Here is a 24,360-nt window from a genome sequence, read left to right on the forward strand (position 1 = left end):
GATGGTTCTGACCAAAGGTCAGAACCTACTTTATATTGTTCTTTAGGACAATAGGTTTTAACTTATTTTATCTTGAGATAAAATACTATACTTGAAATACAATGTTTCATTTATTAATTAAACGAGTAAACACATATTGTTTCATAACCAATAAAATGTAGTTTCTGTGTAAGCAGAAACATCCATCATTATACATTCTACATTATCAATTATACATTTGTTTTAAAAGCACGGCGCGCGCCGTGCTTTCTTCTATAGGTTTACAAACTTTTCAATATCTTCAGCGATAAGATCTAATGAGTTTTTCCAGAAATCTTTTGATGTAATATCAATATTCATCATTTTTGCAACATCAATAAGATTATTTTTACCAGTAGCAGCTAATAGAGTATCATATTCTCTAACAAACTCATCTCCACGTTTTAAATACTCTGCATATAGTCCTTTAGAGAATAGAAGACCAAATGCATATGGGAAGTTGTAGAAATTATTTCCTGCTGAATAATAGTGCGGCTTACATACCCACATGTATGGATGTAAGTATTCAGGATCAAGTCCATCGCCGTATGTTTCTTTTTGTGCTTCTATCATGATTTCTTTTAATCTTTCAACTGATACAGAACCATCTTTTCTCTCATCAAAAACTTTTGATTCAAATAAGAATCTACTCATGATATCAACAATTACTTGAGCATTACCTTGGATATCACTTTCTAATATAGCAAATGACTCTTCTTTTGAAGCTGTTTTTAATGCAGCATTTGTAACAATAGTTTCACAGAAAATTGAAGCTGTTTCAGCTATAGGCATTGGGTAATGGCTATTAAGTGAAATCTCATCAACAAGACATTTACCATGATATCCATGTCCAAGTTCGTGAGCTAATGTAGTTACATTAGAGAAGCTACCATTAAAGTTTGATAATATTCTGCTTTGCTTTAAATAATGAAGATTAGAACAGAATGCTCCTCCACGCTTACCTTTTCTAGGTTCAGCATCTATCCAATTATTATCAAATGCGTGTGCTGCATAATCACCTAGTGCTCTACTGAATGTAGAGAAGTTCTTAACAATGAAATCTCTAGCCTCTTCATAAGTATAAGTCATGTTTACTTCGCCCATTGGTGCAAATAGCTCATAGAATGGTAATCCATTTTTATAACCAAGAAGTTCAGCTTTCTTTTTAAAGTATTTTCTGAAAGCTGGTAAACTTTCTTTCATAGCTTCCATCATTGCATTTAGTGTAGCTTCATTCATTCTAGATTTTTGAAGAGTAACAGCTAGTGGAGAAGAATATCCTCTTAGCTTACTTTCAGTAATAACTTCACCTTTAATTCCATTTAGAGAAGCTGCAACTGACTCATCTATTTTTGTATAAGATTCTAGTTCAGCTTCATATGCTGCTTTTCTTTTTTCACTATCTTTATCATATGCCATATTTCTTACAACAGAAAGTGGCAGTTGTTTCATTTCACCATCAACTTCAATATCAACTAAAAGATTAGATGTTAAATTTCCTTGAAGTTTTGACCAAGCAGTAGAACCAGTTGTTTTAATCTTTGCAAGGACTTCTTCTTGAGTATCGTCAAGAAGGTAAGAGGCATTTCGTTTTATTTCATTAAGGTAAAATGAATGTACTTTTAAAACATCAGATTTTTCGATTAGAGTATCTAAATCTGCAATTCCACCTACCCATTTTTCAAATAATGCTTCTGTTTTAGCAAGCTCAGCCAATTTATTTGAAAGTTGTTCCATAGTTTTATTTGCAGTTACGTTTTTAACATCTACACTAGCATTTAAACTAGCAAAGCTGTATAGTCTATGAACAAGATGTTCGAATTCATTAGCTGATTTAAGATAATCTTCTAATTTTTCTTTAGTGTTATCATAGTTTTTGCAATTAGTTTCTACCCAAGAAATATTTTCTTTAATTTGCTCATTTAAAAGATTTAAATCATTTTTGAAAGCATCACTTTCAAAAGATGGGTAGATTTCATTAAGACTCCATCTCATATCCATATATGTATATTCCTCCGTTATTATAAAATTTTTAATATTCTTAAACCAATACATTTATTATGATAACATTAATGAAAAAATATTTCTATTATAGAAATACTTTTTTTAGAATAAAATTACTTTATATGTTTAAAGTGTAAAATTGGTTTTTGTTTATTGAATGTATGTGTTTTAATAAGCTTAGATTTTAATATTTAAATATTTTCACGGTTATAATAGGTATACAAAATATAAAATATATAGAAAATATATTTGAATTGAGGGATCAAAAGTATGAATTACTTCTTTTTAGCCCTCTATTTGGGGAGGTTCAATTGTGTAATGAATAAATTTGTTTTTATTTCTGATTTTGATGGAACAATTAGTAATAAAGATTTTTATATGCATGTGATAGAAAAATATCTTAAAGAAGAGGGGGAGAGACAATATGCCAGATGGAGAAATGAGGAGATTTTGGATATTGAGTTCTTATCGTACGTATTTACAAATATTGATGCAGACGAAGAACAAATTTACAAGGATATAATTTCTTTAGAGATAGACCCCGATCTTGAGGAGTTTATAAAATACATTAAGGGGTTGGGCGGAGAGTTTGTAATATTAAGTGCTGGAAGCACATATTACATTGATATTTTATTAGAGCATTGGAGTATTGAAGGAATAAAAATATACTCTAATAATGCAGTTTATAAAAATAGGGGAATACATTATGATATTGATCCAACTAATGAATTTTATTCTGAAAGATATGGAATTGACAAGAAGAAGGTAGTTGAAAAATTGAAGGAGGAATATGAAACTTTATATTATGCTGGAGATAGCATGCCTGATTTTGAAGCCAGTCTATTATGTGAAAAAAGATTTGCAAAGGGAAGATTAATTGACATATATAAGGAAAAAAATATTGAGCACTATGCAGTTGAAAGCTTCAAAGAAATATTAGATATTTTGAAGAAAGAAGGGATATAATGCTTTCGAAATCTCATAGAATTTCTATACCTAACATATTACTTAATTCAGAAGGGGCAATAAATAAATTAGGAAAAGAATTAAACAAGTCAAAATTTAAGAGTATAATATTATTTTGGGATGAAAATATAAAAAAGTTATTTGGTGAAAAAATAAGAGAATTAATTGAAATAGAGAACATAAAATTACAAGAATGTATAATAGCTGAAGTGGAAGTATGTAATATAGTAGAAAAAGCTTTTAATCTTCCTATGGATGTTGATTGTTTTGTTGGAATAGGTGGAGGAAAAGTAATTGATATTGCTAAATATATGGGTTTCTTGAAGAAAAAGCCCTTTATAAGTATCCCTACATCTACATCAAATGATGGGTTTTGCAGCCCTGTGGCATCATTACTTGTGAATGGTAGAAGAACTACAGTGCCTGCTAAAATTCCATATGGGATTTTAGTTGATACAAACATAATAAAAACTTCTCCAGATAGATTCAAATATTCTGGAATAGGGGATCTTGTTTCAAATATTACCGCACTTTGGGATTGGAAGTATGAGGAGAAACAAGGTGTAGGAAAGATTGATGATTTTGCAGTTATGATTTCTTCAACATGTGTAAATGGATTTATGAATTCTCCTTTTAATAATATTAAAGAAGAAAAATTATTGAAAACGTTAGTTGATTCATTAACACTCAATGGTATAGCTATGGAGATTAGTGGAAGCTCAGCTCCAGCAAGCGGAAGTGAGCATTTAATATCTCATGCTATGGATAAAATTCTTGAAAAACCATATCTCCATGGAATACAAGTAGGAGTAGCAACTTATTTAGTAAGTTTAGTTCAGAATAACAGAAGTAATGAGATAAGAGATGTTCTAAAGAAAACTGGATTTTTTGATTATGTAGAGACTTTAGAAATGAAGAGAGAATTATTTATGAAAGCTATAGATTTGGCTCCTGAAATAAAAAAACAGAGAAGAACAATAATTCATGAAGAAGAGAGTAGGAATCTTGCAAAATCTTTTTTATATGAAGATATAATATTAAAACATTTATTAAAATAAAAGGAGGCGGTTTATACCGTCTCCTTAAATATAGTTATTTAAGTTTGAATTTTTCAATCTCACTTAGCATTTCTTTTGTCATATTGTTTAACTCAAGAGCTGAGTGAGCAACTTCTTCAGTTGAAGCTGTCATTTCTTCAGAAGATGCTGAAATTTCTTGAGATGATGCTGATACTTCTTCAGATACGGAGGAGGCTTCACTTACATTCATTAAAATTATATTTTTATCGTTATTGATTTTTGAAGCTGATTCTGATACTGAAACTATCTTTGGAATTATATTTTGAATTAGTCCATTTATTGAAGAGAAGGACTCAATAGTATGATCAATATCTTTATCCTGTTCAGTAAGCTCAACTTTTACGGTTTCTGTGGAAGATACCATGATTTTAGTGTCATCTGAGATATTAGAGATTATAGAATTAATTTTCTCAGAGAATTCTTTAACTTGTTCAGCTAAATGACGTATTTCATCTGAAACAACAGCAAAGCCTTTTCCAGCTTCTCCAGCCCTAGCAGCCTCAATTGCTGCATTAAGCGCAAGTAAATTTGTTTGATCTGCAATATCATTTATCAAACTTGTTATCTCAGTAATATTATTGATGTTACTATTTAAGGTAGAAATTTTAGTGATTAAATCATCAAATGTACTAGTAACATTTTGCATTGATTCTTTAAGTGTAATCATATTCTCATTACTAGAATTAGCTTCTGTTTTAATTTCTTGTGAGTTTTCCTTAACTTCATTAAGTGATGAGTGTATATTCTCTATTGCACAGCCAAACTCTTCTATAGACTCTGTAACACTAGTTAAACTCGTGGCTTGTGAAATAGCACCTTCCGCAACATTACCTATTGCGTTAGCAACATTTTCAGATGATGATGCCATTTCTTCAGAAATAGATGATAAGTTTTGAGATTGAGCATCTATAGAATCAGTTTTTTCCTTAAGTATTTTCATCATAGATGATATATTATCTATACTTTCTTTCAATGCTTTTTTCATAAGACCAAATTCACTTCTAGAATTATGAGGTATATTTATTGAGAAATTACCCTTTGCTAATTCTCCTAACAATGAATTCATATCTTTCGTATTTACTTTTAAGCTTTTAATAATTAAATATGAGATAATTACTTGAATAGTTAAAGTAACTGCAAATATTATTATAAAAAGCATAGAGTTTGTTCGCCAAATGGATTCAGTTTCTTCATTTATTTGGCTCATAATATCTTCATTGATTTTTATAAGACTATCTATGTTGGAATCGATCTTATTACTTAAATCTATTAATTTAGATTTATTATTAGTTATACGTGAGATATCAAATCCGAAAACTATGTTATAGAATTTTTCATAATTTTCTTTTAAAGAATTATAAATTTCGGTTTCTTCAGGAGTTAATGAGGTTCTCTTATATGATTCCAAGTTGCTGACAGCTTCTATATTATGAGTGGTAATTCTAGGACTATACTTTTTTATATCATTTGTTTGTGTAAGAGCTATTGCGTGAATAGACTTGTAGTTGCTGCTAAGTTTGCTAAGGTAAACAAGTGGTTTAGCTCTGTCTTCATATAAAGTAACAGACTTATCATGAATACTTTTCATATTTGTAAAACCATAGAAGCTCATTAATGCTGAGAAAGATATAGAAAGAATAACCATCAATAAAAGAAAGCGACTAATTTTAATCTTATAATAAAATTTATCTTTATTGTTTTTCTTATTTTTATATTTTTTCTCATTTTTATTTTTTTTCAACTGAATCCCCTCCAAGCATATTAATTATTTATTTTTAAGTATTATATGTATTATATATTTATCGAGGTATTTATTTAAATATTAACCTATAATATTTCAATAAATTATAGGGATTAGTAAAAACCTGAGCTAAATAGTATTAAAATATAAAAACAAGCCCATAAATGAATTACACATTTATAGGCTTGTCTGCTTAATAATTATTTTTAATATAATTTGCAGCTTTTTTTACTGCGTTTTGGTGATCGGCATTGACTCTATTGCTTCCGTGGGTTTTACTACCCTTGAAGTGGATATCAATATGACCATGCATATTATTGTTTTTAACTGCATCAAGATTTTGTCCACCACCATAACCACCGCTTCTCCAGCTAGTATATGCAGTAGCTTTAGCACCGTCATTACCAGCATGAGGATATGCAGCCATTGAAGCTGGAATAGCATAACCGTCAAAGAAAACAACTACAGGTCTTCTTGTCCATGACCATGAACCGCCAATTATAGATTTCAGAGTCGCTGTATCTCCCTTTGTTAACGTCTCCACATCTGCATGGTTTGAGCCATATGTTTTTCTTGCATTAAAGGTTGTCCCAGAATTTATATCTAGTACTTTAATATTACTTCCGTTTGACAATTTGTTTTTTACAGTGCCAAACCAAGTCCAATCAAGTGTTGAAGTGTTGTAAGTTCCATTAGAAGTATCTTTTTCAGTAGGTACTGAAAGAGGTTCCTCTTGAACATTAAAACTGTTAAGTTGTGCAACGGTATTACTCCCTACAATACCGTCAGCTGCTAAGCCTGCATCCATTTGAAATGATTTAACAGCATTTTGAGTTATTGTACCGTAGTAACCGGTAGGGTTAACTTTAAAATAACCCAGTTCTTTAAGGCGTTGTTGAAGTGAAGTAACTGTAGAACTTCTATACCCTTTCTTCAAAAATATGTTTGTAGAAAGTTTTACATCAGCAAATGCAGTTCCAGCTGATATAAAGCTGAAGGCTAGAAACCCAGCTACTATTTTTTTGATCATGTAATCCCTCCAGTTTTATCTTTCGTTCATACTCCCTCCTTATATGATATCATATAAATTCCATGGAAAATTGGAAAATAGGGAATTTTATACTGGTGGATTGATGGGGGGGGAGTAATAGACTGGATTATTAAGAATAATGTGTTAAATTATTGGATTATATTGTTAGATAAGAAGATAGATAAGAATCATAGTGGACAGTTGACAACGGACAACGGACAACGATTGATATTTCACTGCGTGAAATTTTAATCTTATTGTTTCTTGGATAAGAGAGGTTTACTCGTTTCATTTTTGATGAAACATTGTAGTTTAAGTACAATATTTTATCCATAGGATGAAATGAGTAAAATTTTTTTGTAGTAAAGAACAATAAAAATGTAGGTTCTGACCTGAGTCAGAACCATCCATCATTCTCCATTTGTAATAAGCCTGTGGCTTATTGCATAGAAGCGTGATCTCCGCGCCCCATATCAACTACACAGCCAACAGAGTTTATTCTTCCTTCTATACATTTTCTGCAGTGAGCGGCTTCATCGCCTGTACAGATTTTATCTTTGTATAACTCATATTTTTCTCTTACACTAACAGGTGATAGGTTAGGCATAACAACATTAGCACCTACTGAAAGTGCTTTTTCTCTTCCTTTTGAATCTAAAGTTCCAAGCGCTGTTGTTGAAGGTAGAAGGACATCTGGTAAAAGTAATCTAGTAAGGGCTAGCATAACCATAGTATCTTCAACTGTACCTCCTTTACATTCTCCAACTGGAGTTTCAGGGTGAGGAATGAAAGGTCCTATTCCAATCATATGAGGTTTTAACTCTTTTAAGAAAAGCAAATCATCAGCTAAGGCTGAGTTGTCTTGGTTAGGAAGTCCTACCATGAATCCAGCACCAGTTTGGAAGCCGATTTCTTTAAGTTGCTTTAAACATTCTCTTCTATTGTCATAACTCATTCCAGGGTGAAGTGAGTCATAAATTTCACGAGTAGCTGTTTCATGTCTTAACAGGTATCTATCAGCGCCTGCTTCATATAGTTTTTTGTAACTATCGTAACTTCTCTCGCCTAGTGATAGAGTTATGGCGCTATCAGGGTATTTTGCCTTTATATTCTTAATAAGTTCTACTAGCAGTTCATCTGTATAGTAGTTATCTTCTCCACCTTGAAGTACAAAAGTTCTATAACCAAGTTTGTATCCAAGATCAGCGCATTGAAGTATTATATCAGGATTTAATCTGTATCTATCTACGTTTTTGTTATCACGTCTTATTCCACAGTAATTACAATTTTGTTTACAGTAGTTAGAGATTTCAATAAGTCCTCTCATATAAACAGTTTTTCCGTAATGTCTTTCTTTTGCTTCTTTAGAATGCTTAAAAATATACTCTCTCCACTCATCATTAAGATTATCAAGTACATAGACTAACTCATCTTTTGTAAGTTCATGAGTAGTTATTAGTTTATCCAATATCTTTTTCATAAAAATTCTCCTTTCACACATAGATAAACTATACGGAAACTTAATTTATACATGTACAAAATCTCAGTGGTTTAATGAGTTATGGACTTGTATAAATTTATAGTTGAAGTAGTTTATCTACAATACCATTATCAGAAGTAAAATAAAAACTATCTTAGTTTATTTTAATATATAACTAAAGATTTTTAAATAACAATTATTATAAATTAAAAAACTCAATATTCAGACAACTACTAAAAAATAAAATTATTTCCTTGCATATAGGTAAATCGTGAAAATATAGGGGTTAAGTTATTGGCATATAAAAAATCCCCCTAAATATTAGGGGGATTAGGGATTAAAGGGAGTTAATTGATAATTAAGAACAATATTTAATTATCAAAGTTCTATCTATATAGGTGAACATTTATTATAGCTTAATTATAATCTATAAAATTAAAGCTGTCAATAATTAATATTAAATAATAAAAATTATCGAAGTGGAAGAAAATATAAAAATGTGGTATAATATTTAGGGAATCGAATTAAAATGATTGAAATGGAGGGTTATATGGGGACGAATAGTAGAAGGGAATTGATTTTAAAAGGGAATCTAAAAAAAGCAATTATTCTCATTGCACTTCCAGTGATGCTGAGTAATTTAATACAGACACTTTACAATTTGATTGATACTTTTTGGGTAAGTAAATTAGGGGGAACAGATTTGGCTGCAATGAGTTTTGTATGGCCATTGAGTTTTCTTATGATTGCAATAGGTATAGGGTTTAGTGTGGCAGGAGCATCTTTAATATCTCAGTATGTTGGTGCAAAGAATTATGAGAAAGCTAAGAATATAATAGGGAATTTATTAATAATTTCTGCAGTAATATCTATAGTGTTAGGAACTGTAGGATACTTTGTAGCACCTATTATACTAAAATTGAAGTTTTTTAATCTTAGTAATGAAGTTTATATAAGGGCATTAGGGTATATTCAGATTATATTTATGGGGCTACCTACCATGTTCTTTATGTTTGTATTTAATTCAATAAAGCAAGGAGAGGGAGATACTGTTTCTCCAATGAAGTTCGGAGCAATATCTGTTGGTTTGAATATAATTTTAGATCCAATATTTATTTTTGTGTTTAATATGGGAATAGAGGGAGCAGCATGGGCTACTGTAATTTCTAGAGGAATAATAGCTTGTATTTCAATAGCATCTCTTTTCTTCTGTAAAGGGCCTTTGAGACTAGATAGAAAGTATATTAAGAAGGACAAAGAAATTATATTAAAAATAGTTAAAGTAGGACTTCCATCATCTTTTGGGCAATCAATGTCAGCACTTGGATTTATGGTGTTAAATGGGTTTATAATATCTTTTGGAGAGAATATAATGTCAGCTTTTGCAGTTGGAAATAGAATAAATTCACTTGTTCTAATGCCTGCTATGGGTATCGGGAGTTCATTAGCTGCTATAGTAGGACAGAATTTAGGAGCAGATAATATAAAGAGAGCCAAAAAAGCAATATGGGAAAGTGTTAAGATTTGTACTATATTCATGGTTGTTGGAGGAATTATTGTTACTATATTCTCAAATGATGTAGTAAGAATTTTTGCTGATAGACCTGATATAATTGAACCAGGGACGTATTACCTTAAATTGATTTGTATGTCATTACCTTTAGTAGGATATTTTCAAATTCTTATAGGTACATTCCAAGGGTCAGGACATACACTTAGTGCTATGGTGCTTATGATGGGAAGACTATGGGCATTAAGAATTCCTATGATAATGTTATTAACAAGATTTGAGTCATTAGGAGAGAAAGCTATTTGGTTTTCAATGGTGGGAAGTAATTTCTTTATTTGTCTAATTGGATTGGGAATATTTATGACTGGAAATTGGCAAAAGAAGATTATTAAAGGAGAACCTAAGAATAAAGAACAGTTAAAAAGTGATAAAATAGAAAAGGTTGAAACTGCTTAATAATATTAATATAATAATAATGGTTGAAAGTTTAAGTATTCTTCTGAGACAATAAGAAGAATACTTATTTATGTTAGTAGATAAAAAGTTGAAGGTACTAAAGAAAACGCACATAGTGCGCAGCGGTGGAGGAGATTGTTTTTTATGAAGAAGATTGATTGGCATGTGAAATTTGGAGTAGGATTAGTCTTGCTTTCAGTTGTTTTATATTCATTGCATTATGTTATTTTCCATGATGCACATCACTTATTTATATTCATGTTAGGAGAATTAGCATTCTTGCCTTTAGAAGTTTTTATTGTTGGATTGGGTCTTGAGAAGATAATGGAAAAGAGAGAGAAGGCGCATTTGATTGAGAAATTAAATATGATTATAGGAGTATTTTTTACAGAGGTAGGAACAGAACTTCTTGAAAAGCTTACATTATGTGATAATAAGATGTGTAAATTCAAGACAAATCTAAAAATTACTAAGGAATGGTCAGATAGAGATTTTAAAGAAGCTCTTGAAGTTACAAAAAACTATAATTTTGAAATAGATTTTGATGTAAAAGATCTACAGGAGATTAAAAGATTTTTATGTAGCAAGAGAGATTTCTTATTAAAGTTGTTAGAAAATCCAAATATATTGGAACATGATTCCTTCACATATTTTCTTACAGCAGTATTCCATTTAGAAGAAGAATTAAACTTTAGAGATATAAGCAATCTTTCACTTGAAGAAAAAGAGCATATTAAAGAGGATATAATAAGAGTTTATAGCTCGATAATTGGGCAGTGGATTTTATATATGAAACATTTAAAAGACAATTTCCCATTCCTATTTAATAGTGCATTACTTACAAATCCATTTACAAGATAACAGAGTTAGGTATTTTAAGACTTAAAAGAACACAAATTTTTATCTTTGTGTTCTTTTTTACAATCAAGTATAAAAAATGTTAGCAATTATTGAAAATAAATAGAAAAATATGGTATAATTAAATGGATATCTGAATAGTTGGGGGAGGGAAGTTTAAGTGTTAGAGGATTTTTGCTTATTAAGTGAGATTTTAATAAATAAAAATATTGAAATTTTTTTTGGATTCAAAAAGGGTATTGAAGATAGTGTTATTGTAAAGAAAATTAACAAAAACGCATGTAATGAAGATATGATCTCCTTAATGAAAAAAGAGTTTTTCTCCCAGAGCCCAATAGAAACTTTTGAAAATCAGGATAAGTTGATACATATTGAAAAGAATGTTAATAGTGAGAATGATATGATTCTTAACGCTATAACTTCTAATGAAGATGGTATTATATTTTTTAAAGGAACTAAGTTAATACATTGTAATAAAGCTTTTTATCATATGATGAATATTTCATATGATATGATAAAGTTCGATGCTTTAGAAGATAATTTAGTTATTAAAACTATTGTAAAAAATATTAATACTATGGAATCAGATAGATGTAACAGTATTACGATGAATAATTTGTTTCATTTAGACGATGAATTAAAATCATTTACTTTTGAGATAACAAAGATTAATAAAGATAATAATATAATGGTATTATGTAAAGATAAAACAAAAGAAAGAATTACAAATAAAAAATTAGTTTCTGTTAATCAAAGATTAAATGCAGTTATAGAAAGTTCAAATTCAGGCATATTTGAAATAGATGATAGAGAACTAAAAAATATATGGATATCATATGATATATATAATCTATTAGGATATAAATCCTTCAGCAGTGAAATAACAAAGGAAAGAGTTATTGAAGTAATTTATGAAGAAGATGGCATAGACCTTGTAGAAAAATTTAATGATAGTGTTTTGAATAATAGAATTATATCAAAAGAGATAAGAATAATGGATTACGAAGGGAATTATAAATGGTTTTCTTTAGTGGCATATGCAATTCATGAAAAGATTAATGGAAAGTTTAAGTTAGTAGGATCCATAACAGATATTCATGATAAAAAGATTGCTTCTATGAATCTATTGAATAGTGAAAAAGCACTTAGAGAAGAAAGAGAACTTAATAAGCTCACAACAGAATTTTTTAATAATATATCTCATGATTTTAAAACACCTCTTAATTTGATAACTAATTCTTTGAAACTTTTAAGAAATTCTTTTAGTGAAATTTTAGAAATTGATAAGCAAGGAATGAGATATTTTGAAATAATTCAACAAAACTGCTATAGATTAATAAAGCTTGTTAATGATATTCTTGACCTTAGCAGAATTGATTCGGGATTTTATTCACTTTCATTATATAATGGTAATATTGTAAATGTAATAGAAGATGTAACTATGTCTGTTAAGGAATACACAAAAAATAAAGGTATAGAGCTTGTTTTTGATACCGAATTTGAAGAAGAATATATTTGTTTTGATAATGAAAAAATTGAGCGTATTATGCTTAATTTATTATCAAATGCAATTAAATTTACTGGTGATGGTGGAGTTATACTTGTTGCTGTCTCTAAAGAAGATGATATGGTATCAGTGATGATAAAGGATACTGGAATTGGTATTCCAAAGAATAAACTTAAAACCATATTTGAACGTTTTGAACAAGCTCATGAAATAAGTTCAAGGTTATCTGGAACGGGTATAGGGTTAGCTTTAGTAAAATCATTAATTGAGATGCATGAAGGAAATATTGAAATTAAAAGCGTAGAGGGAGATGGAACAGAGATAAAATTCTATCTTCCTATCAAAACTGTGGACAAAGATGAAAGCAAGGAATTTATGGAAAGTAAATTCGATATTGATAAAGTTTTTGTAGAATTGTCTGATTTGTAAAAATATTTTTGAATATATGATTCATATAAAAAACTATGCGTAAAAGCATAGTTTTTTTGAGAGAAAATAAGTTTTAGTTAAAATTACTCTTCTTTTTCAAAAACTAAGTCAAATTGTTTTATCACACCATGACCAGTAAAAACTGTAGGAATAGCTGCAATAAATCTCCAACCTTCTGAGCTATATTTATCTATTAGTTCTCTATGATTTGAAACGGTAAAAAGTCCTTGTGTATCTGCAGATACATAAATATATTTATACATATAATCATACTCCTTTATTAAAAGTTACATAAAAATTATATAATATATTTTTATAAAATATGTATAAAAAGTATTAACTTAATATTAATTGAAATAAACCATAAAATTATTTATATTTGCTTGTCATATTGTGATTTAAAATTTAAAGGATTGTGTTATAATTATGCATATGAATTTAATATACCTTTGGGGGTATTTAATGAACAAAGGGGAACCGGTACAGTGGGAGGCGACATAGATGATTGATAAGAAGAAAATTGAGGAACATATAAGAGGGATAATTGAAGCATTAGGAGAAGACCCGAACAGAGAAGGTCTTATTGATACGCCTAAAAGAGTAGCGAATATGTACGAAGAGGTTTTTGAGGGAATAAAGTATAGCAATGATGATCTTGTAGAAATGTATGGAAAGACATTTGAAGAGGATTTTACTTACACTGAGAATGATAATGACATGGTTTTTATGAAAGATATAGAGATATTTAGTTATTGTGAGCATCATTTAGCTTTAATGTATAATATGAAAGTCAATGTAGCGTATATTCCAAAGAAAAAGATAATAGGGCTTAGTAAGATTGCTCGTATTGCAGATATGGTGGGTAGACGTATGCAGCTTCAAGAGAGAATTGGACAAGATATTGCATATATAGTTAGTAAAATAACTGAGAGCGATGATGTGGCAGTTATAATTGAGGGTGAGCATGGATGCATGACCACAAGAGGAATAAAGAAAATGGGAACGAGAACTGTTACTACAACATTAAAAGGTACATTTAAAGAGGATGAAAAGACATTTTCAAGACTTATGAGCCTATACAAGTAAATAACTAAAAATAAAAAAGATAAAAGCTGATAATAGACAAATCTATTATCAGCTTTTCTTATTAAAAATTTATAAAATATAGCTTCTCACGAAAGTGAGAAGCATCTATCATTATCAATTATCAATTTTTAATTATACATTTGTTTTAAAGGTTTATTATTGTGCAATTTTTTTCAACTGATTATTAGCATAGATTATATCGTAGCAATAATTTATAATATCGCTTCTTTTGATAATTCCAATAAATACTCCTGAGTCATCAACTACAGGAACAAAGTTCTGACATTTTGCAAGATGAATAAGACTCTCTATATCAGAGTTGATCTTAACTGGATTATTAACCATATTCATTGGTATATCTTTAACGAATATTTTACTTGTGTTTTTAAATGTCAAATCATCAGTATGCTTCATCTTCCACAAGAGATCGCCTTCTGTTAAAGTACCAATATATTTACCTTCTTCATCAATAATAGGTACTGCTGTATATCTATGATATTCCATTTTTTCCAGAGCTTGACGCATAGTTGCATTGTCTCTAATATGGATAACATCCTTTTTCGGTGTAAGAAAGAACGCTATATTCATTTAATTTCCTCCTGAACATGGTTTAATTTAACTTATTACATATATGATTATATCATATTAAGTAGGAAAAATAAACTAATAAAATGTTACATTTTTATAAATACATAAATATTAAAAAACACCACACTTATATTATATTACATATCATGATAGGTGGATATAGAAAATTAGATTTAAATAAATTATTTTAAAAACAATTAATAATTTATTAAAAAGTTCTTTTTTTCACATTTTGAAATACACACCTTTCTTATTAATTGCATTTAGTAATTTAATGTGATAAATTTAATTTATTAAGTATACGACTGGAGAAAAGTTTCTAAAATTTTAGAAAAAGATACACAATTGATATGATTAAATTTTATTAAATTTAGAGATTTTTATGAATTGAAATCAAAATAATAAAGGTTAATTTTTTAGTTATTAGGAGGAGTAGTATGAATAATAAATGTATTGAATTCAAGGTATCTAAAGATCTACAAATGGCAGAACTTATTGATATTTCAGAAAAACTATCAAGATTTATGAGTGATGTATCTTTAAAACATGAAAATAAGAATGGAAATATGAAGAGTATAATATCTTTAATGGCAATGAATATTAAAATTGGAGATACGGTAATTATTGAAGCAGTTGGAAGTGATTGTGAAGAAGCGGTAGAGTTTGTTAGAGGAATGATGGAATAGGACTTAAAAACATAATGTATAATGTATAATGTATAATGTAGAATGGAGAATGATTGACATTTCACTCTGTGAAATTTTAATTGTATTGTTCCTTGGACAAGATAGGTTTACTCGTTTCATTTTATATGAAACATTGTAGTATAAATACAATATTTTATCTAAGATAAAATGAGTAAAAACTTTTTGGACTAAAGAACAACAAGATGTAGTTTCTGCGTTAGCAGAAACATCCATCATTATACATTATCAATTATACATTATACATTAAAAAAAAGTGCACGTTTGCGTGCACTTTTTTACATTAGTATGTTTTCAAGAAGTTCAATATCTATTAAGGTTACTTTATTTTTATCAATCTCCAAAATTCCTTCATCTTTCATTTTTATAAACTCTCTAGAGAGAGAGGGTCTAGGAATTCCAAAGCTTTCAGCAATTTCTTTTTTACTCTGTTTTAGGGTAATAGTTAAGTTCTTCTGTTCTGAATAAAGGGATAAAAGTAGGTTTGCTATCTTCTCTCTAATAGATTGATGAGATAGTAGAGTTACTTTCTTATTTAGCATTAGAATTTTATTAGAAAGTAGTCCCATGAAGGCTTTTAAAAACATATCTTCTTCACTGCATAGATGGAGTATATCATTCTTCTCAATGAAGAGGACTTTACTTTTCGTCACTGATGTTATAGTAGCGGGGTAGGTAGTTCGTTTTGAGAATATAATTACCTCACCAAATATATCCCCAGAGGAAAGTTTACTCATTGTGAGGAATCTTCCAGATGGAAATAATTTTTGCACTTCAATACTTCCTTCTAAAATAATTCCAATAGATTTTATTGAATCACCCTCTATGGCTATGGATTCTCCTTTTGAGAAGGATTCTATATGGTAATTGCATTTCTTTAATATAGTTTCTAAAGAATTTTCATCAAAATTGTTAAATAAAGTACATTGTTTTAAAGGCAGAAAATCTTTTTTCAAAAAAAACACTCCTCGGTAACTAAGGTTACTATTATTTTATCATTATTATAGTATACTTTAGTCATAAACAAAAGAAAAAATGTTTGATATGGCTTTTGTTACTTTGAATGAGATATAGAAAATTATTATATATAAGAGGTGAATAGAATGGGTGTTATAAGAAAGATTGTTGAGATAAATGAAGAAAAATGTAATGGATGTGGATTATGCGTAACTGCTTGTCATGAAGGGGCTATTGAGATGATAGATGGTAAAGCTAAATTAATAAAAGATGATTACTGTGATGGATTAGGAGATTGTTTACCTGCTTGTCCTACGGATGCTATAAAAATAATTGAAAGAGAAGCAGCAGAATATGATGAAGAGGCTGTAGAAAAGAGAATGCAGGAGATGAAAGAGATGAAAAAGAAAGCTGAAGAGAAGAAGCATGGACATAATCATGGAACAGGGGGATGCAGTTGCCAAGGATCAATGGCTAAAACTATAACAAGAGATAAGAAAGACATTAAATCATTAATTAATGAGCAAGGTATCCTTAATGTTACAGCTAATGGATTAAATAATGGAGGTTTCGTTAAACCAGCTATGACTGTTACTCCAAGAGTCAACACTGAGATTGATAAAGCTCAATTAATGCAATGGCCTGTTCAAATCAAGCTTGTAAATGTTAATGCTCCATACTTTGATAATGCAGATTTACTTATCGCAGCTGACTGTACTGCATATGCTTACGCTAACTTCCATAGAGACTTCATTAAGGGAAGAATTACCTTAATCGGATGTCCTAAACTTGATGATAATGAATTCTACAAAAACAAGTTGGCTGAAATTATTAAATATAATAATATCAAAAGTATTAAGGTTGTAAGAATGTCTGTACCATGCTGCAGAGGAATTGTTGAATCAGTAAAAGGAGCAATTCTTCAGGCTGGAACAATCGTTCCTTATGAAGAAGTAACTATTGATACTGAAGGAAACATTGTTAATAAATCCTTCTAGAAGGACTTATTAAAAAGAAATGGATAATGGATAATGTATAATGGAGAATGAAGGATGGTTCTGACCAAAGGTCAGAACCTACATTTTTATTGTTCTTTAGGACAACAGGTTTTAACTCATTTTATCTTGAGATAAAATATTGTACTTGAAATACAATGTTTCATTTTAAATGAAACGAGCAAACTTATCTTGTTTCATGACCAATAATAATGTAGTTTCTGTGTCAGCAGAAACATCCATCATTCTCCATTCTCAATTCTACATTTGTTTTAAAAGTTTCCTACATATAGATTTTTCTACGTCTTCTAAAGGCTTTTTATTTTTTTAACAAAAAAATTCTAAAGGGGTCTTGTATTACATACAATAATATGATAACATGTCCAATAAGAGTAATTAATCTTTAATCCAGTCCGAGAGATTGGCAAGATGATCATAAGAGTACGTATATTTCATACCCATAAAATGTTATGCAATAGAACAATAGGGGATGAGTATATATAATTTCGAGTTGATACTTCTTGCCAATAGGTAAGAAGTTTTTTTATTAGAATCTTTAATTCAGTACAGAGAGACTGAGAAGGAGAGGGCTCTCTCCAAAAAATCGAGGGAGGTAAATTAAATGAGTGAAAGCGTATTACAGAGAAGTAAGAGCAGAGAAAACAGCAGTTCATTAGCAGGGGTTAAGAAGGTGATTTTAGCACTTCAACATCTAGTTGCAATGTTCGGAGCAACTGTGCTAGTACCGATTTTAACTGGTTTTGATCCATCAGTAGCACTTGTGTGTGCAGGGGTTGGAACTTTAATATTCCACACTGTAACAAAGAGAAAAGTACCTGTATTTTTAGGATCATCATTTGCATTCATAGGGGTAATTAATTCTGTAAAGGTAGCATACAACGGAGATTTATCATATGCACAGGGCGGAATAGTAGTAGCTGGTCTTATATATGTATTAGCTTCATTACTTGTAAATAAAGTTGGGGTAGATAAGATTAAAAAATTATTACCACCTCATGTGGTTGGACCAATGATTATGGTAATAGGTCTAAATCTTGTACCAGTAGCAATTAATATGGCATCAGGAAATTATATAATAGCAGGGATAACACTTGGAACTGCAGTGCTTGTAAGTGTAGTTGGAAAAGGTTTCTCAAAACAGTTATCTATAATGATAGGAGTTGTTATGGGATGTACAGTATCAGCAATCTTTGGATTAGTAGATTTAACAACAGTTTCACAAGCAAGCATGTTACAAATTCCAGCATTTAATTTACCAAAATTCAGTATGGGAGCAATAATGGTAATTGCACCAGTTGTTTTAGCAGTATTCATGGAGCATTTAGGAGATATAACATCTAACGGATCAGTAGTAGGGAAGAACTTTATAGAAGATCCAGGTTTAAATAGAACATTATTAGGAGATGGACTTGCTACATTGTTCGCTGGTTTCATGGGGGGACCTGCAAACACAACTTACGGAGAAAACACAGGAGTTCTAGCACTAACTAAGAACTATGACCCATCAATATTAAGATTAGCAGCAGTATTCGCTATACTTCTAGGATTCTTAGGAAAAGTTGGAGGATTCTTAAACTGTATACCAGTATTCGTAATGGGTGGTATAAGTTTAGTATTATTCTCAATGATATCTTTAGTTGGAGCTAAGACAATAAAGAATAATAATGTTAAGTTTAACATTAAAAACTGTACTGTAATGGGAGTAATATTATTCTTAGGACTGTACGGAACATATTTCCAAAAGTATATAGGAATCAACATTTCAGTACCAATAACAGAGTCTGTTAGTATCGGTGGATTAAGCCTTGCAGCATTAGTTGGGGTAATATTAAACATTTTACTAGGCTTTGTATTCAAAACACCTAAAGCTGATAGAATTGAAATATAATAAAAATAGAGAATAAAAAAGAATGAATAAAGAAAAAATATTGTTGATATTCTTCATTCTTCAGAATATCTAAATATACAATGACAATTTTCAAAGAAAGCCATCCTAAAAAATAAAATGTACCCTATAGAGTAGACACTATAAAAAAAGTCTACTTTATAGGGTATTTTTATGTATAATTAAATAAATGAGAATTCGGGGGATAAAAAATGAGTAAAAAGATATTTACAGAAGAACAAATAGAAACTTTGGCACAAAACAAATACGTAAAAAATGTCACTAATAAAGCAATTACGTATACTGATGAATTCAAAAAAATCTTTATAGCTGAGAATCAGAACGGAAAATTCCCTAGAGAAATATTCGAAGAATGTGGATTTGATGTAGATATCATAGGAATTGAAAGAGTAAGATCATCTGGTAAAAGGTGGAGAGCTGCTTATAGACATAATGGTGTATGTGGTTTAGCTGATACAAGAAGAAACAATTCAGGAAAGCCAACAACTAAAGAGCTTTCTTTAGAGGAGAAATATGCACGACTCCAAGCACAAAATAATTTACTGAAAGCTGAGAACGAACTTCTAAAAAAGCTCGATATGATGGAAAGGATGATGACGCGAAAGAAATAAAAATACTTCCTAAGGACAAGTTTATAATAATAAGAGATACAGTTAAAAAATATAACTTGAAAAATATGATTAGTTATTTATGTAATCTATCGGGCGTATCAAGGTCAGGATACTATAATTATTTTTCTGCAACAGCCATGGAATCAAGAAATAAGCGAGAGCTTTGTGATGAAGTAGCAAAAGACTTGATTTTAAAAGCATACAAGTTCAAGAATCGTAAAAAAGGTGCTCGTCAAATTAAACTGACATTAGACGGTCAGTTTGGTATTGTATATAATTTAAAGCGTATAAGGAGAATAATGAGAAAATACAACATTGTTTGCCCCATAAGGAAGGCTAATCCTTATAGAAGAATGGCGAAAGCCACCCATGAGCACAGAGTTGTCCCTAATTTATTGAATAGAGAGTTTAAACAAAATATCCCCGGAAAAGTACTGCTTACAGATATAACTTATCTAACGTATGGTAATAACAAAAGAGCATATCTATCTACGATTAAAGACGGTTCTACTAATGAGATACTAGCTTATAACGTAGCCACTAGCTTATCGCTAGATATCGCCACTGATACAATATATAAATTATTGAATAATAAAGATATTACTCTTGCCCCTGATGCCTTTATCCATTCAGATCAAGGAGCACATTACACTAGCCCCAATTTCCAAAAGTTAGTGAAAAGTTTTGGATTAGGACAATCAATGTCTAGACGAGGAAATTGTTGGGATAATGCACCTCAAGAATCATTCTTTGGACATTTTAAGGATGAGGCTTACATTAAATCATGCACAGCTCTGGACGAGCTTAAAGATGAAATAGATGAATACATGGATTACTATAACAATTACAGATATCAATGGAATTTAAAGAAGATGACTCCTGTATCATTCAGAAATCATCTTCAAGCTGCTGCATAGTCTTTTTTTATAATGTCCTTGACAAAGGGTACATTTTAAAAATTAGGATGGCTTTTTTAATTAATGATTTAAAAGGAAACTAAGTCTCTTAATCTTTTAATAAACAGGAATATTGAATTTAAAATACAATATTTTATCAATAGATAAAATGAGTCAACCTATATTGTCCTAAAGAACAATAAGATGTAGTTTCTGAGTAAGCAGAAACATCCATCATTCTCAATTCTCAATTCTCCATTACGGTTTTATAAAGTTTCATACTCAAAGAATATATTACATGTTTTAAGAAAATTAATTAATCTTATCAAATTTAATATTATAGCTTCCTTTGGTGTCATCTCCAACAATCTTTACATAATATTTTTTACCTTTCTCTGCTGTAAATGTGTAGCTATCATCTTCATCATTTTTGAATGTATATAAAGGAGTTTTGTTTCCTTTTTCTATTAAGGTAACTGTAAGTGTTCCTTCTTCAACTTTGGTAGTACAGTCTACTTTTACCTCATATCCAGCTTTACAGTTAATTCGCTTTGATTCAGATCCTGAGAATTTGTGATAGGAAGATTTAATAGAGCTGAATGACTCAGAACTCTTACTCATAACTCTAGTAGAACATCCTGTAATTAAAAAAATTAAGCATATTATTATTAAACCTGAAATTTTTTGTCTCATATTATTTCACATCCTTTTTTGTTTCTGAACCGCATTTTGGACATATAATCCAATTTGGAGAAATTTTTGTTCCACATTCAGTACATTTACAATTTAAAGAATTTCCACAATAAGGACAAATATTATATTCTTCGTTAACTTTATTTCCACAACTTATACATTGGACTCTTGGGGTTTTATTGTCACTTCGTACTATAAGGTATATTAGTAATCCTAATAGATTAGGTACAAAGACTGCAATACACATCCACATCCAAGGATCCATATTGTGTTTTGGTGCATCTTTATATATAAACGTGCTAATAACGGATAATAATCCTATTGCTAAAATAAATACAAGCACCATAACTAAATACATAATTTCTGGGAAAAAGGGATCATTCATGGCTGCGAAAATAAATAACCCTGAACCTCCAAGGATTAATAAACCTAAAATCGACATTAATACTATAAATAAAGTTTTAAAAGGAAAGTTTTTTTCATTCATATTTTTGCCTCCTGGATATTTGACTTTTTAAAATAGACTATAACAAGTGCTAATATACTATTTAGTGTTAGGCTAAAGGAAATGCCTAAAGCTAAAATCGTGTTTACTGATATAAATGAAAGTTGCTTAAATATTGGAAACAGAGCTATTGGTAGTAGACAATTCAATAGTGTAAAGAGAATTAGTGCTACACCCAAAAGGCGTTTTGAATAATCTTCTTTTTCATGAGCAGAATATCTTATTCTGTTAAGAGTTCTTTTAACAAGAATTTCATCAGGTATACTTTCTTCTTCTGAAATAGAATATAAAAGTTCATCCATTTTATCTTTTTTCATAGTCATTCACATCCCTCCATTTTTTCTTTAAGCAATTTTTTGCCTTTGTTTATTCTGGATTTTACAGTACCTACGGGTATATTAAGTATTTGGGAAATCTCTTTATACTGTAAGTTATTAAAATAAAACATTATAAGTGGAATTCGATATTTTTCTTTTAAATGAGATATATGATTTTTTAGAATTTCTTTCTCATCATTTAAGCAGACTGTTTCCTCTGGAGTCATCTTATTATCGCTTATATTATCCATCATCAATTCTTTAGCTTCAGATGATAAAAAATCATTAATAATGTTTATCCATCTCTTATCTTTTCTATATTTATCTTTGTAAGTGTTATAACAAATTGAAAATAACCAACTCTTGAAATTGCTGTCTGGTTTGAATGAGGAGAAATTTCTGTAGGTTTTTAACCAGGTTTCTTGAAAGAGATCATCACAATCAGGTGTATTCTTACAAAGGTTATAACACAGTTTGTAAAGAGAATCTTTATTTGTGTAGAAAAGATCTTCGAAACTTACATTGATTATATTTGATTTTATTGAATTTAAGTGCATGTATTCCAAAATAACCCTCCTCTCATTATTTATTAACGTATGAGTTTTGTATTTGTTCACTAAAAATAAAAAAAACTTTAAAATAATTAAAGATAAAAAAAGAAGGGGACCCGAAGGTCCGCTTCAAATAATGTCTTTTATAAAATCTAATTTATTCGGTTAAAGCTTTTTTCTTGTTTGAATATTTTTTCCAAGCATGTAGACCAAGAGATAGTCCTATAACTCCGTAAGCAATGAATACTCTGAAGTGTTCTCCTATTTGAGCATCTCCAAAGAGATTCTTACCTGCTTGAGGAGAAACTATAAATAGTGTATGGAACAGTATAGTTCCTAATAAGGCCTGACTTACTGTAGCTTTTGAAACAGTAGCACCACCTATCAATAGGGCAGCTATGGAGAACATGGCAATCGACTCATGGCTTCCATAAGTATTCAGTGTTCCAAGATTCTGAAGAAAGATTATCTGACCCCAGGCAGCTAGAACAGTTGATATTATTATTGCTTTAATTCTAACTTTATTAACTTTGATTCCTGATACTTCAGCTATGTGAATATCTTGACCTACTGACCTGAAATCTTGACCTGCCTTGGTCTTCACAATAAGTACGTTGAATAGGCATAGACACAGTATTACTAGCAAGGTAATAAGGGGAATCTTTATCTTTGATATCATATTAAGTTGTTTAATAAAAGATGATGAAGTTCCACTAAATAATCCAAGAGGATCAATAATAACAACAGCAACAACTATAACAACTAAATAAATAATTATATGATGAATGTATCTTTTTTGAAATTTTTCATTTTCATTTTTTACGTATCTATATATTGAATACAGAATGGCTAGAGCACTTAAGGCTATTATGAATGCAAAGAAGCCAATGGAAACTATGTTGTCTAATGTATATTTTAAACCATCGCTAAGATCTAAGGTGTTTTTTACACCTACACCATTAGCCATTATTATTACAGGATTATTAACTGGAATTATTTTACCTACAAGAAATAGGAATAAAAGTTGGTACAATCCATTTGCAAAGAAACCTAGAAGCATACTTGAAATCATTTCTTGCCCTTTTGTCTTGTTCAATAGCATACCTGATAAAAGGCCAAATAGTATGGCGAATGGAGTACTTATTGCGATGGTGATTATCAATCCAAGTGGAGATGCTAGAGCAGCTCCTTTAATAATCCAGTTAGTTACCATGATTATTGAAATTTGACCAGCCATTGCGCCAATAACAATTCCGAAGTTTAATCCCATACCACATATAACAGGAATAATTAGGGATAGAACAAGGAAGGAGTTACGGCCTATTCTTCTCACAAGCTCAGCAAATATGAAGGAGAGAGGCTGTTTTGAGAAAATCATACCTAATATACATAAAATTATAAATATGAATGTTACCATATTATTTGATATCTTTTCATATATTTTTTTCATAA

General features: G+C 29.9%; 22 protein-coding genes and 1 pseudogene. 10 read left to right on the top strand and 13 right to left on the bottom strand.

Features of this window, described 5'->3' with window-relative positions:
• Positions 1 to 252: 252 nt before the first annotated feature.
• The gene (locus tag OW730_RS06465) at positions 253 to 2,019 is read right to left on the bottom strand and encodes a M3 family oligoendopeptidase (RefSeq protein ID WP_271228246.1); all 1,767 of its coding nucleotides are present in this window, start codon (positions 2,017 to 2,019) and stop codon (positions 253 to 255) included.
• Between the two features lie 321 nt (positions 2,020 to 2,340).
• On the opposite strand from OW730_RS06465, the gene OW730_RS06470 reads away from it, so the two are divergent.
• Together OW730_RS06470 and OW730_RS06475 are read left to right on the top strand one after the other, a co-directional pair.
• Positions 2,341 to 2,988 (top strand): MtnX-like HAD-IB family phosphatase, encoded by a 648-nt coding sequence (locus OW730_RS06470; protein ID WP_271228247.1) that lies wholly within the window; start codon positions 2,341 to 2,343, stop codon positions 2,986 to 2,988.
• The gene (locus OW730_RS06475) at positions 2,988 to 4,046 is read left to right on the top strand and encodes an iron-containing alcohol dehydrogenase family protein (protein WP_271228248.1); all 1,059 of its coding nucleotides are present in this window, start codon (positions 2,988 to 2,990) and stop codon (positions 4,044 to 4,046) included. The genes OW730_RS06470 and OW730_RS06475 overlap by 1 nt, the downstream gene beginning before the upstream one ends.
• 34 nt (positions 4,047 to 4,080) lie before the next feature.
• Here the strand turns inward: OW730_RS06475 and OW730_RS06480 are convergent, their stop codons facing one another.
• The 4 genes and pseudogenes from OW730_RS06480 to hydE all read right to left on the bottom strand — a co-directional run bounded on the left by OW730_RS06480 (position 4,081) and on the right by hydE (position 8,318).
• A complete protein-coding gene (locus tag OW730_RS06480) occupies positions 4,081 to 5,808 on the bottom strand; it encodes a methyl-accepting chemotaxis protein (protein WP_271228249.1) in 1,728 nt (575 codons plus the stop codon).
• A gap of 193 nt (positions 5,809 to 6,001) precedes the next feature.
• Positions 6,002 to 6,616: a hypothetical protein gene (locus OW730_RS06485; RefSeq protein ID WP_271228250.1), complete on the bottom strand. Its 615-nt coding sequence runs from the start codon at positions 6,614 to 6,616 to the stop codon at positions 6,002 to 6,004.
• 3 nt (positions 6,617 to 6,619) lie between these two features.
• A pseudogene (locus tag OW730_RS26930) lies at positions 6,620 to 6,745 on the bottom strand (peptidoglycan-binding domain-containing protein); the annotation flags it as partial.
• Positions 6,746 to 7,277: 532 nt separating this feature from the next.
• Positions 7,278 to 8,318, bottom strand: a complete 1,041-nt coding sequence (gene hydE / locus OW730_RS06490; RefSeq protein WP_271228251.1) for a [FeFe] hydrogenase H-cluster radical SAM maturase HydE — start codon at positions 8,316 to 8,318, stop codon at positions 7,278 to 7,280.
• A 550-nt stretch (positions 8,319 to 8,868) separates the two neighbouring features.
• On the opposite strand from hydE, the gene OW730_RS06495 reads away from it, so the two are divergent.
• From OW730_RS06495 to OW730_RS06505, 3 genes are all read left to right on the top strand, one after another.
• Positions 8,869 to 10,284 (top strand): MATE family efflux transporter, encoded by a 1,416-nt coding sequence (locus tag OW730_RS06495; protein WP_271228252.1) that lies wholly within the window; start codon positions 8,869 to 8,871, stop codon positions 10,282 to 10,284.
• A gap of 144 nt (positions 10,285 to 10,428) precedes the next feature.
• Complete coding sequence (locus tag OW730_RS06500) at positions 10,429 to 11,145, top strand: hypothetical protein (protein WP_271228253.1); 717 nt, start codon at positions 10,429 to 10,431, stop codon at positions 11,143 to 11,145.
• Positions 11,146 to 11,302: 157 nt separating this feature from the next.
• Positions 11,303 to 13,078 carry a sensor histidine kinase gene (locus tag OW730_RS06505; protein ID WP_271228254.1) on the top strand — a complete coding sequence of 592 codons (1,776 nt, stop codon included), beginning with the start codon at positions 11,303 to 11,305 and terminating at the stop codon, positions 13,076 to 13,078.
• An 83-nt stretch (positions 13,079 to 13,161) separates the two neighbouring features.
• On the opposite strand, the gene OW730_RS06510 is transcribed toward OW730_RS06505, so the two are convergent.
• Positions 13,162 to 13,341 carry a DUF4177 domain-containing protein gene (locus OW730_RS06510; RefSeq protein ID WP_271228255.1) on the bottom strand — a complete coding sequence of 60 codons (180 nt, stop codon included), beginning with the start codon at positions 13,339 to 13,341 and terminating at the stop codon, positions 13,162 to 13,164.
• Positions 13,342 to 13,579: 238 nt separating this feature from the next.
• Between OW730_RS06510 and folE the strand changes: the two genes are divergently transcribed.
• On the top strand, positions 13,580 to 14,164 hold the full coding sequence (folE, locus tag OW730_RS06515; RefSeq protein ID WP_271228256.1) for a GTP cyclohydrolase I FolE: 585 nt from the start codon (positions 13,580 to 13,582) through the stop codon (positions 14,162 to 14,164).
• 156 nt (positions 14,165 to 14,320) lie between these two features.
• Here the strand turns inward: folE and OW730_RS06520 are convergent, their stop codons facing one another.
• A complete protein-coding gene (locus OW730_RS06520) occupies positions 14,321 to 14,752 on the bottom strand; it encodes a CBS domain-containing protein (protein ID WP_271228257.1) in 432 nt (143 codons plus the stop codon).
• A 437-nt stretch (positions 14,753 to 15,189) separates the two neighbouring features.
• On the opposite strand from OW730_RS06520, the gene OW730_RS06525 reads away from it, so the two are divergent.
• Positions 15,190 to 15,438, top strand: a complete 249-nt coding sequence (locus OW730_RS06525) for an HPr family phosphocarrier protein (RefSeq protein ID WP_271228258.1) — start codon at positions 15,190 to 15,192, stop codon at positions 15,436 to 15,438.
• A 296-nt stretch (positions 15,439 to 15,734) separates the two neighbouring features.
• Here OW730_RS06525 and OW730_RS06530 read toward each other — a convergent pair whose 3' ends face one another.
• Complete coding sequence (locus tag OW730_RS06530) at positions 15,735 to 16,412, bottom strand: Crp/Fnr family transcriptional regulator (protein WP_271228259.1); 678 nt, start codon at positions 16,410 to 16,412, stop codon at positions 15,735 to 15,737.
• 147 nt (positions 16,413 to 16,559) lie between these two features.
• Between OW730_RS06530 and OW730_RS06535 the strand changes: the two genes are divergently transcribed.
• The 3 genes from OW730_RS06535 to OW730_RS06545 all read left to right on the top strand — a co-directional run bounded on the left by OW730_RS06535 (position 16,560) and on the right by OW730_RS06545 (position 20,863).
• On the top strand, positions 16,560 to 17,411 hold the full coding sequence (locus tag OW730_RS06535; RefSeq protein WP_271228260.1) for an ATP-binding protein: 852 nt from the start codon (positions 16,560 to 16,562) through the stop codon (positions 17,409 to 17,411).
• Positions 17,412 to 18,030: 619 nt separating this feature from the next.
• Positions 18,031 to 19,317 carry a uracil-xanthine permease family protein gene (locus OW730_RS06540; protein ID WP_271228261.1) on the top strand — a complete coding sequence of 429 codons (1,287 nt, stop codon included), beginning with the start codon at positions 18,031 to 18,033 and terminating at the stop codon, positions 19,315 to 19,317.
• Between the two features lie 209 nt (positions 19,318 to 19,526).
• A protein-coding gene (locus tag OW730_RS06545; protein ID WP_442945378.1) for an IS3 family transposase occupies positions 19,527 to 20,863 on the top strand; the annotation gives its coding sequence in 2 pieces (ribosomal slippage) (positions 19,527 to 19,908 and positions 19,908 to 20,863; 1,338 coding nt in all).
• A gap of 291 nt (positions 20,864 to 21,154) precedes the next feature.
• On the opposite strand, the gene OW730_RS06550 is transcribed toward OW730_RS06545, so the two are convergent.
• The 5 genes from OW730_RS06550 to OW730_RS06570 form a co-directional block, all read right to left on the bottom strand.
• Positions 21,155 to 21,535 (bottom strand): hypothetical protein, encoded by a 381-nt coding sequence (locus OW730_RS06550; RefSeq protein WP_271228262.1) that lies wholly within the window; start codon positions 21,533 to 21,535, stop codon positions 21,155 to 21,157.
• Position 21,536: 1 nt separating this feature from the next.
• On the bottom strand, positions 21,537 to 22,022 hold the full coding sequence (locus OW730_RS06555) for a zinc ribbon domain-containing protein (protein ID WP_271228263.1): 486 nt from the start codon (positions 22,020 to 22,022) through the stop codon (positions 21,537 to 21,539).
• Positions 22,019 to 22,363, bottom strand: coding sequence for a hypothetical protein (locus tag OW730_RS06560; protein ID WP_271228264.1), 345 nt, complete (start codon positions 22,361 to 22,363; stop codon positions 22,019 to 22,021). Before OW730_RS06560 ends, OW730_RS06555 begins: the two co-directional genes overlap by 4 nt.
• The gene (locus tag OW730_RS06565) at positions 22,360 to 22,914 is read right to left on the bottom strand and encodes a sigma-70 family RNA polymerase sigma factor (RefSeq protein ID WP_271229527.1); all 555 of its coding nucleotides are present in this window, start codon (positions 22,912 to 22,914) and stop codon (positions 22,360 to 22,362) included. The genes OW730_RS06560 and OW730_RS06565 overlap by 4 nt, the downstream gene beginning before the upstream one ends.
• A 151-nt stretch (positions 22,915 to 23,065) precedes the next feature.
• Entirely contained in the window at positions 23,066 to 24,358 is a 1,293-nt protein-coding gene (locus OW730_RS06570) for an ABC transporter permease subunit (protein ID WP_271228265.1), read from the bottom strand.
• Positions 24,359 to 24,360 lie beyond the last annotated feature (2 nt).

The sequence above is a fragment of the Oceanirhabdus sp. W0125-5 genome (genome assembly GCF_027938815.1).
Lineage (GTDB): Bacteria > Bacillota > Clostridia > Clostridiales > Clostridiaceae > Oceanirhabdus.

What these genes read in the sequence shown, in the direction of transcription:
- OW730_RS06465 (WP_271228246.1), bottom strand. Translation starts at nt 2,019, where the DNA reads ATGGATATGAGATGGAGTCTTAATGAAATCTACCCATCTTTTGAAAGT.
- OW730_RS06470 (WP_271228247.1), top strand. Translation starts at nt 2,341, where the DNA reads ATGAATAAATTTGTTTTTATTTCTGATTTTGATGGAACAATTAGTAAT.
- OW730_RS06475 (WP_271228248.1), top strand. Translation starts at nt 2,988, where the DNA reads ATGCTTTCGAAATCTCATAGAATTTCTATACCTAACATATTACTTAAT.
- OW730_RS06485 (WP_271228250.1), bottom strand. Translation starts at nt 6,616, where the DNA reads ATGGATGCAGGCTTAGCAGCTGACGGTATTGTAGGGAGTAATACCGTT.
- hydE (WP_271228251.1), bottom strand. Translation starts at nt 8,318, where the DNA reads ATGAAAAAGATATTGGATAAACTAATAACTACTCATGAACTTACAAAA.
- OW730_RS06495 (WP_271228252.1), top strand. Translation starts at nt 8,869, where the DNA reads ATGGGGACGAATAGTAGAAGGGAATTGATTTTAAAAGGGAATCTAAAA.
- OW730_RS06500 (WP_271228253.1), top strand. Translation starts at nt 10,429, where the DNA reads ATGAAGAAGATTGATTGGCATGTGAAATTTGGAGTAGGATTAGTCTTG.
- OW730_RS06510 (WP_271228255.1), bottom strand. Translation starts at nt 13,341, where the DNA reads ATGTATAAATATATTTATGTATCTGCAGATACACAAGGACTTTTTACC.
- folE (WP_271228256.1), top strand. Translation starts at nt 13,580, where the DNA reads ATGATTGATAAGAAGAAAATTGAGGAACATATAAGAGGGATAATTGAA.
- OW730_RS06520 (WP_271228257.1), bottom strand. Translation starts at nt 14,752, where the DNA reads ATGAATATAGCGTTCTTTCTTACACCGAAAAAGGATGTTATCCATATT.
- OW730_RS06525 (WP_271228258.1), top strand. Translation starts at nt 15,190, where the DNA reads ATGAATAATAAATGTATTGAATTCAAGGTATCTAAAGATCTACAAATG.
- OW730_RS06535 (WP_271228260.1), top strand. Translation starts at nt 16,560, where the DNA reads ATGGGTGTTATAAGAAAGATTGTTGAGATAAATGAAGAAAAATGTAAT.
- OW730_RS06540 (WP_271228261.1), top strand. Translation starts at nt 18,031, where the DNA reads ATGAGTGAAAGCGTATTACAGAGAAGTAAGAGCAGAGAAAACAGCAGT.
- OW730_RS06550 (WP_271228262.1), bottom strand. Translation starts at nt 21,535, where the DNA reads ATGAGACAAAAAATTTCAGGTTTAATAATAATATGCTTAATTTTTTTA.
- OW730_RS06555 (WP_271228263.1), bottom strand. Translation starts at nt 22,022, where the DNA reads ATGAATGAAAAAAACTTTCCTTTTAAAACTTTATTTATAGTATTAATG.
- OW730_RS06560 (WP_271228264.1), bottom strand. Translation starts at nt 22,363, where the DNA reads ATGACTATGAAAAAAGATAAAATGGATGAACTTTTATATTCTATTTCA.
- OW730_RS06565 (WP_271229527.1), bottom strand. Translation starts at nt 22,914, where the DNA reads ATGCACTTAAATTCAATAAAATCAAATATAATCAATGTAAGTTTCGAA.
- OW730_RS06570 (WP_271228265.1), bottom strand. Translation starts at nt 24,358, where the DNA reads ATGAAAAAAATATATGAAAAGATATCAAATAATATGGTAACATTCATA.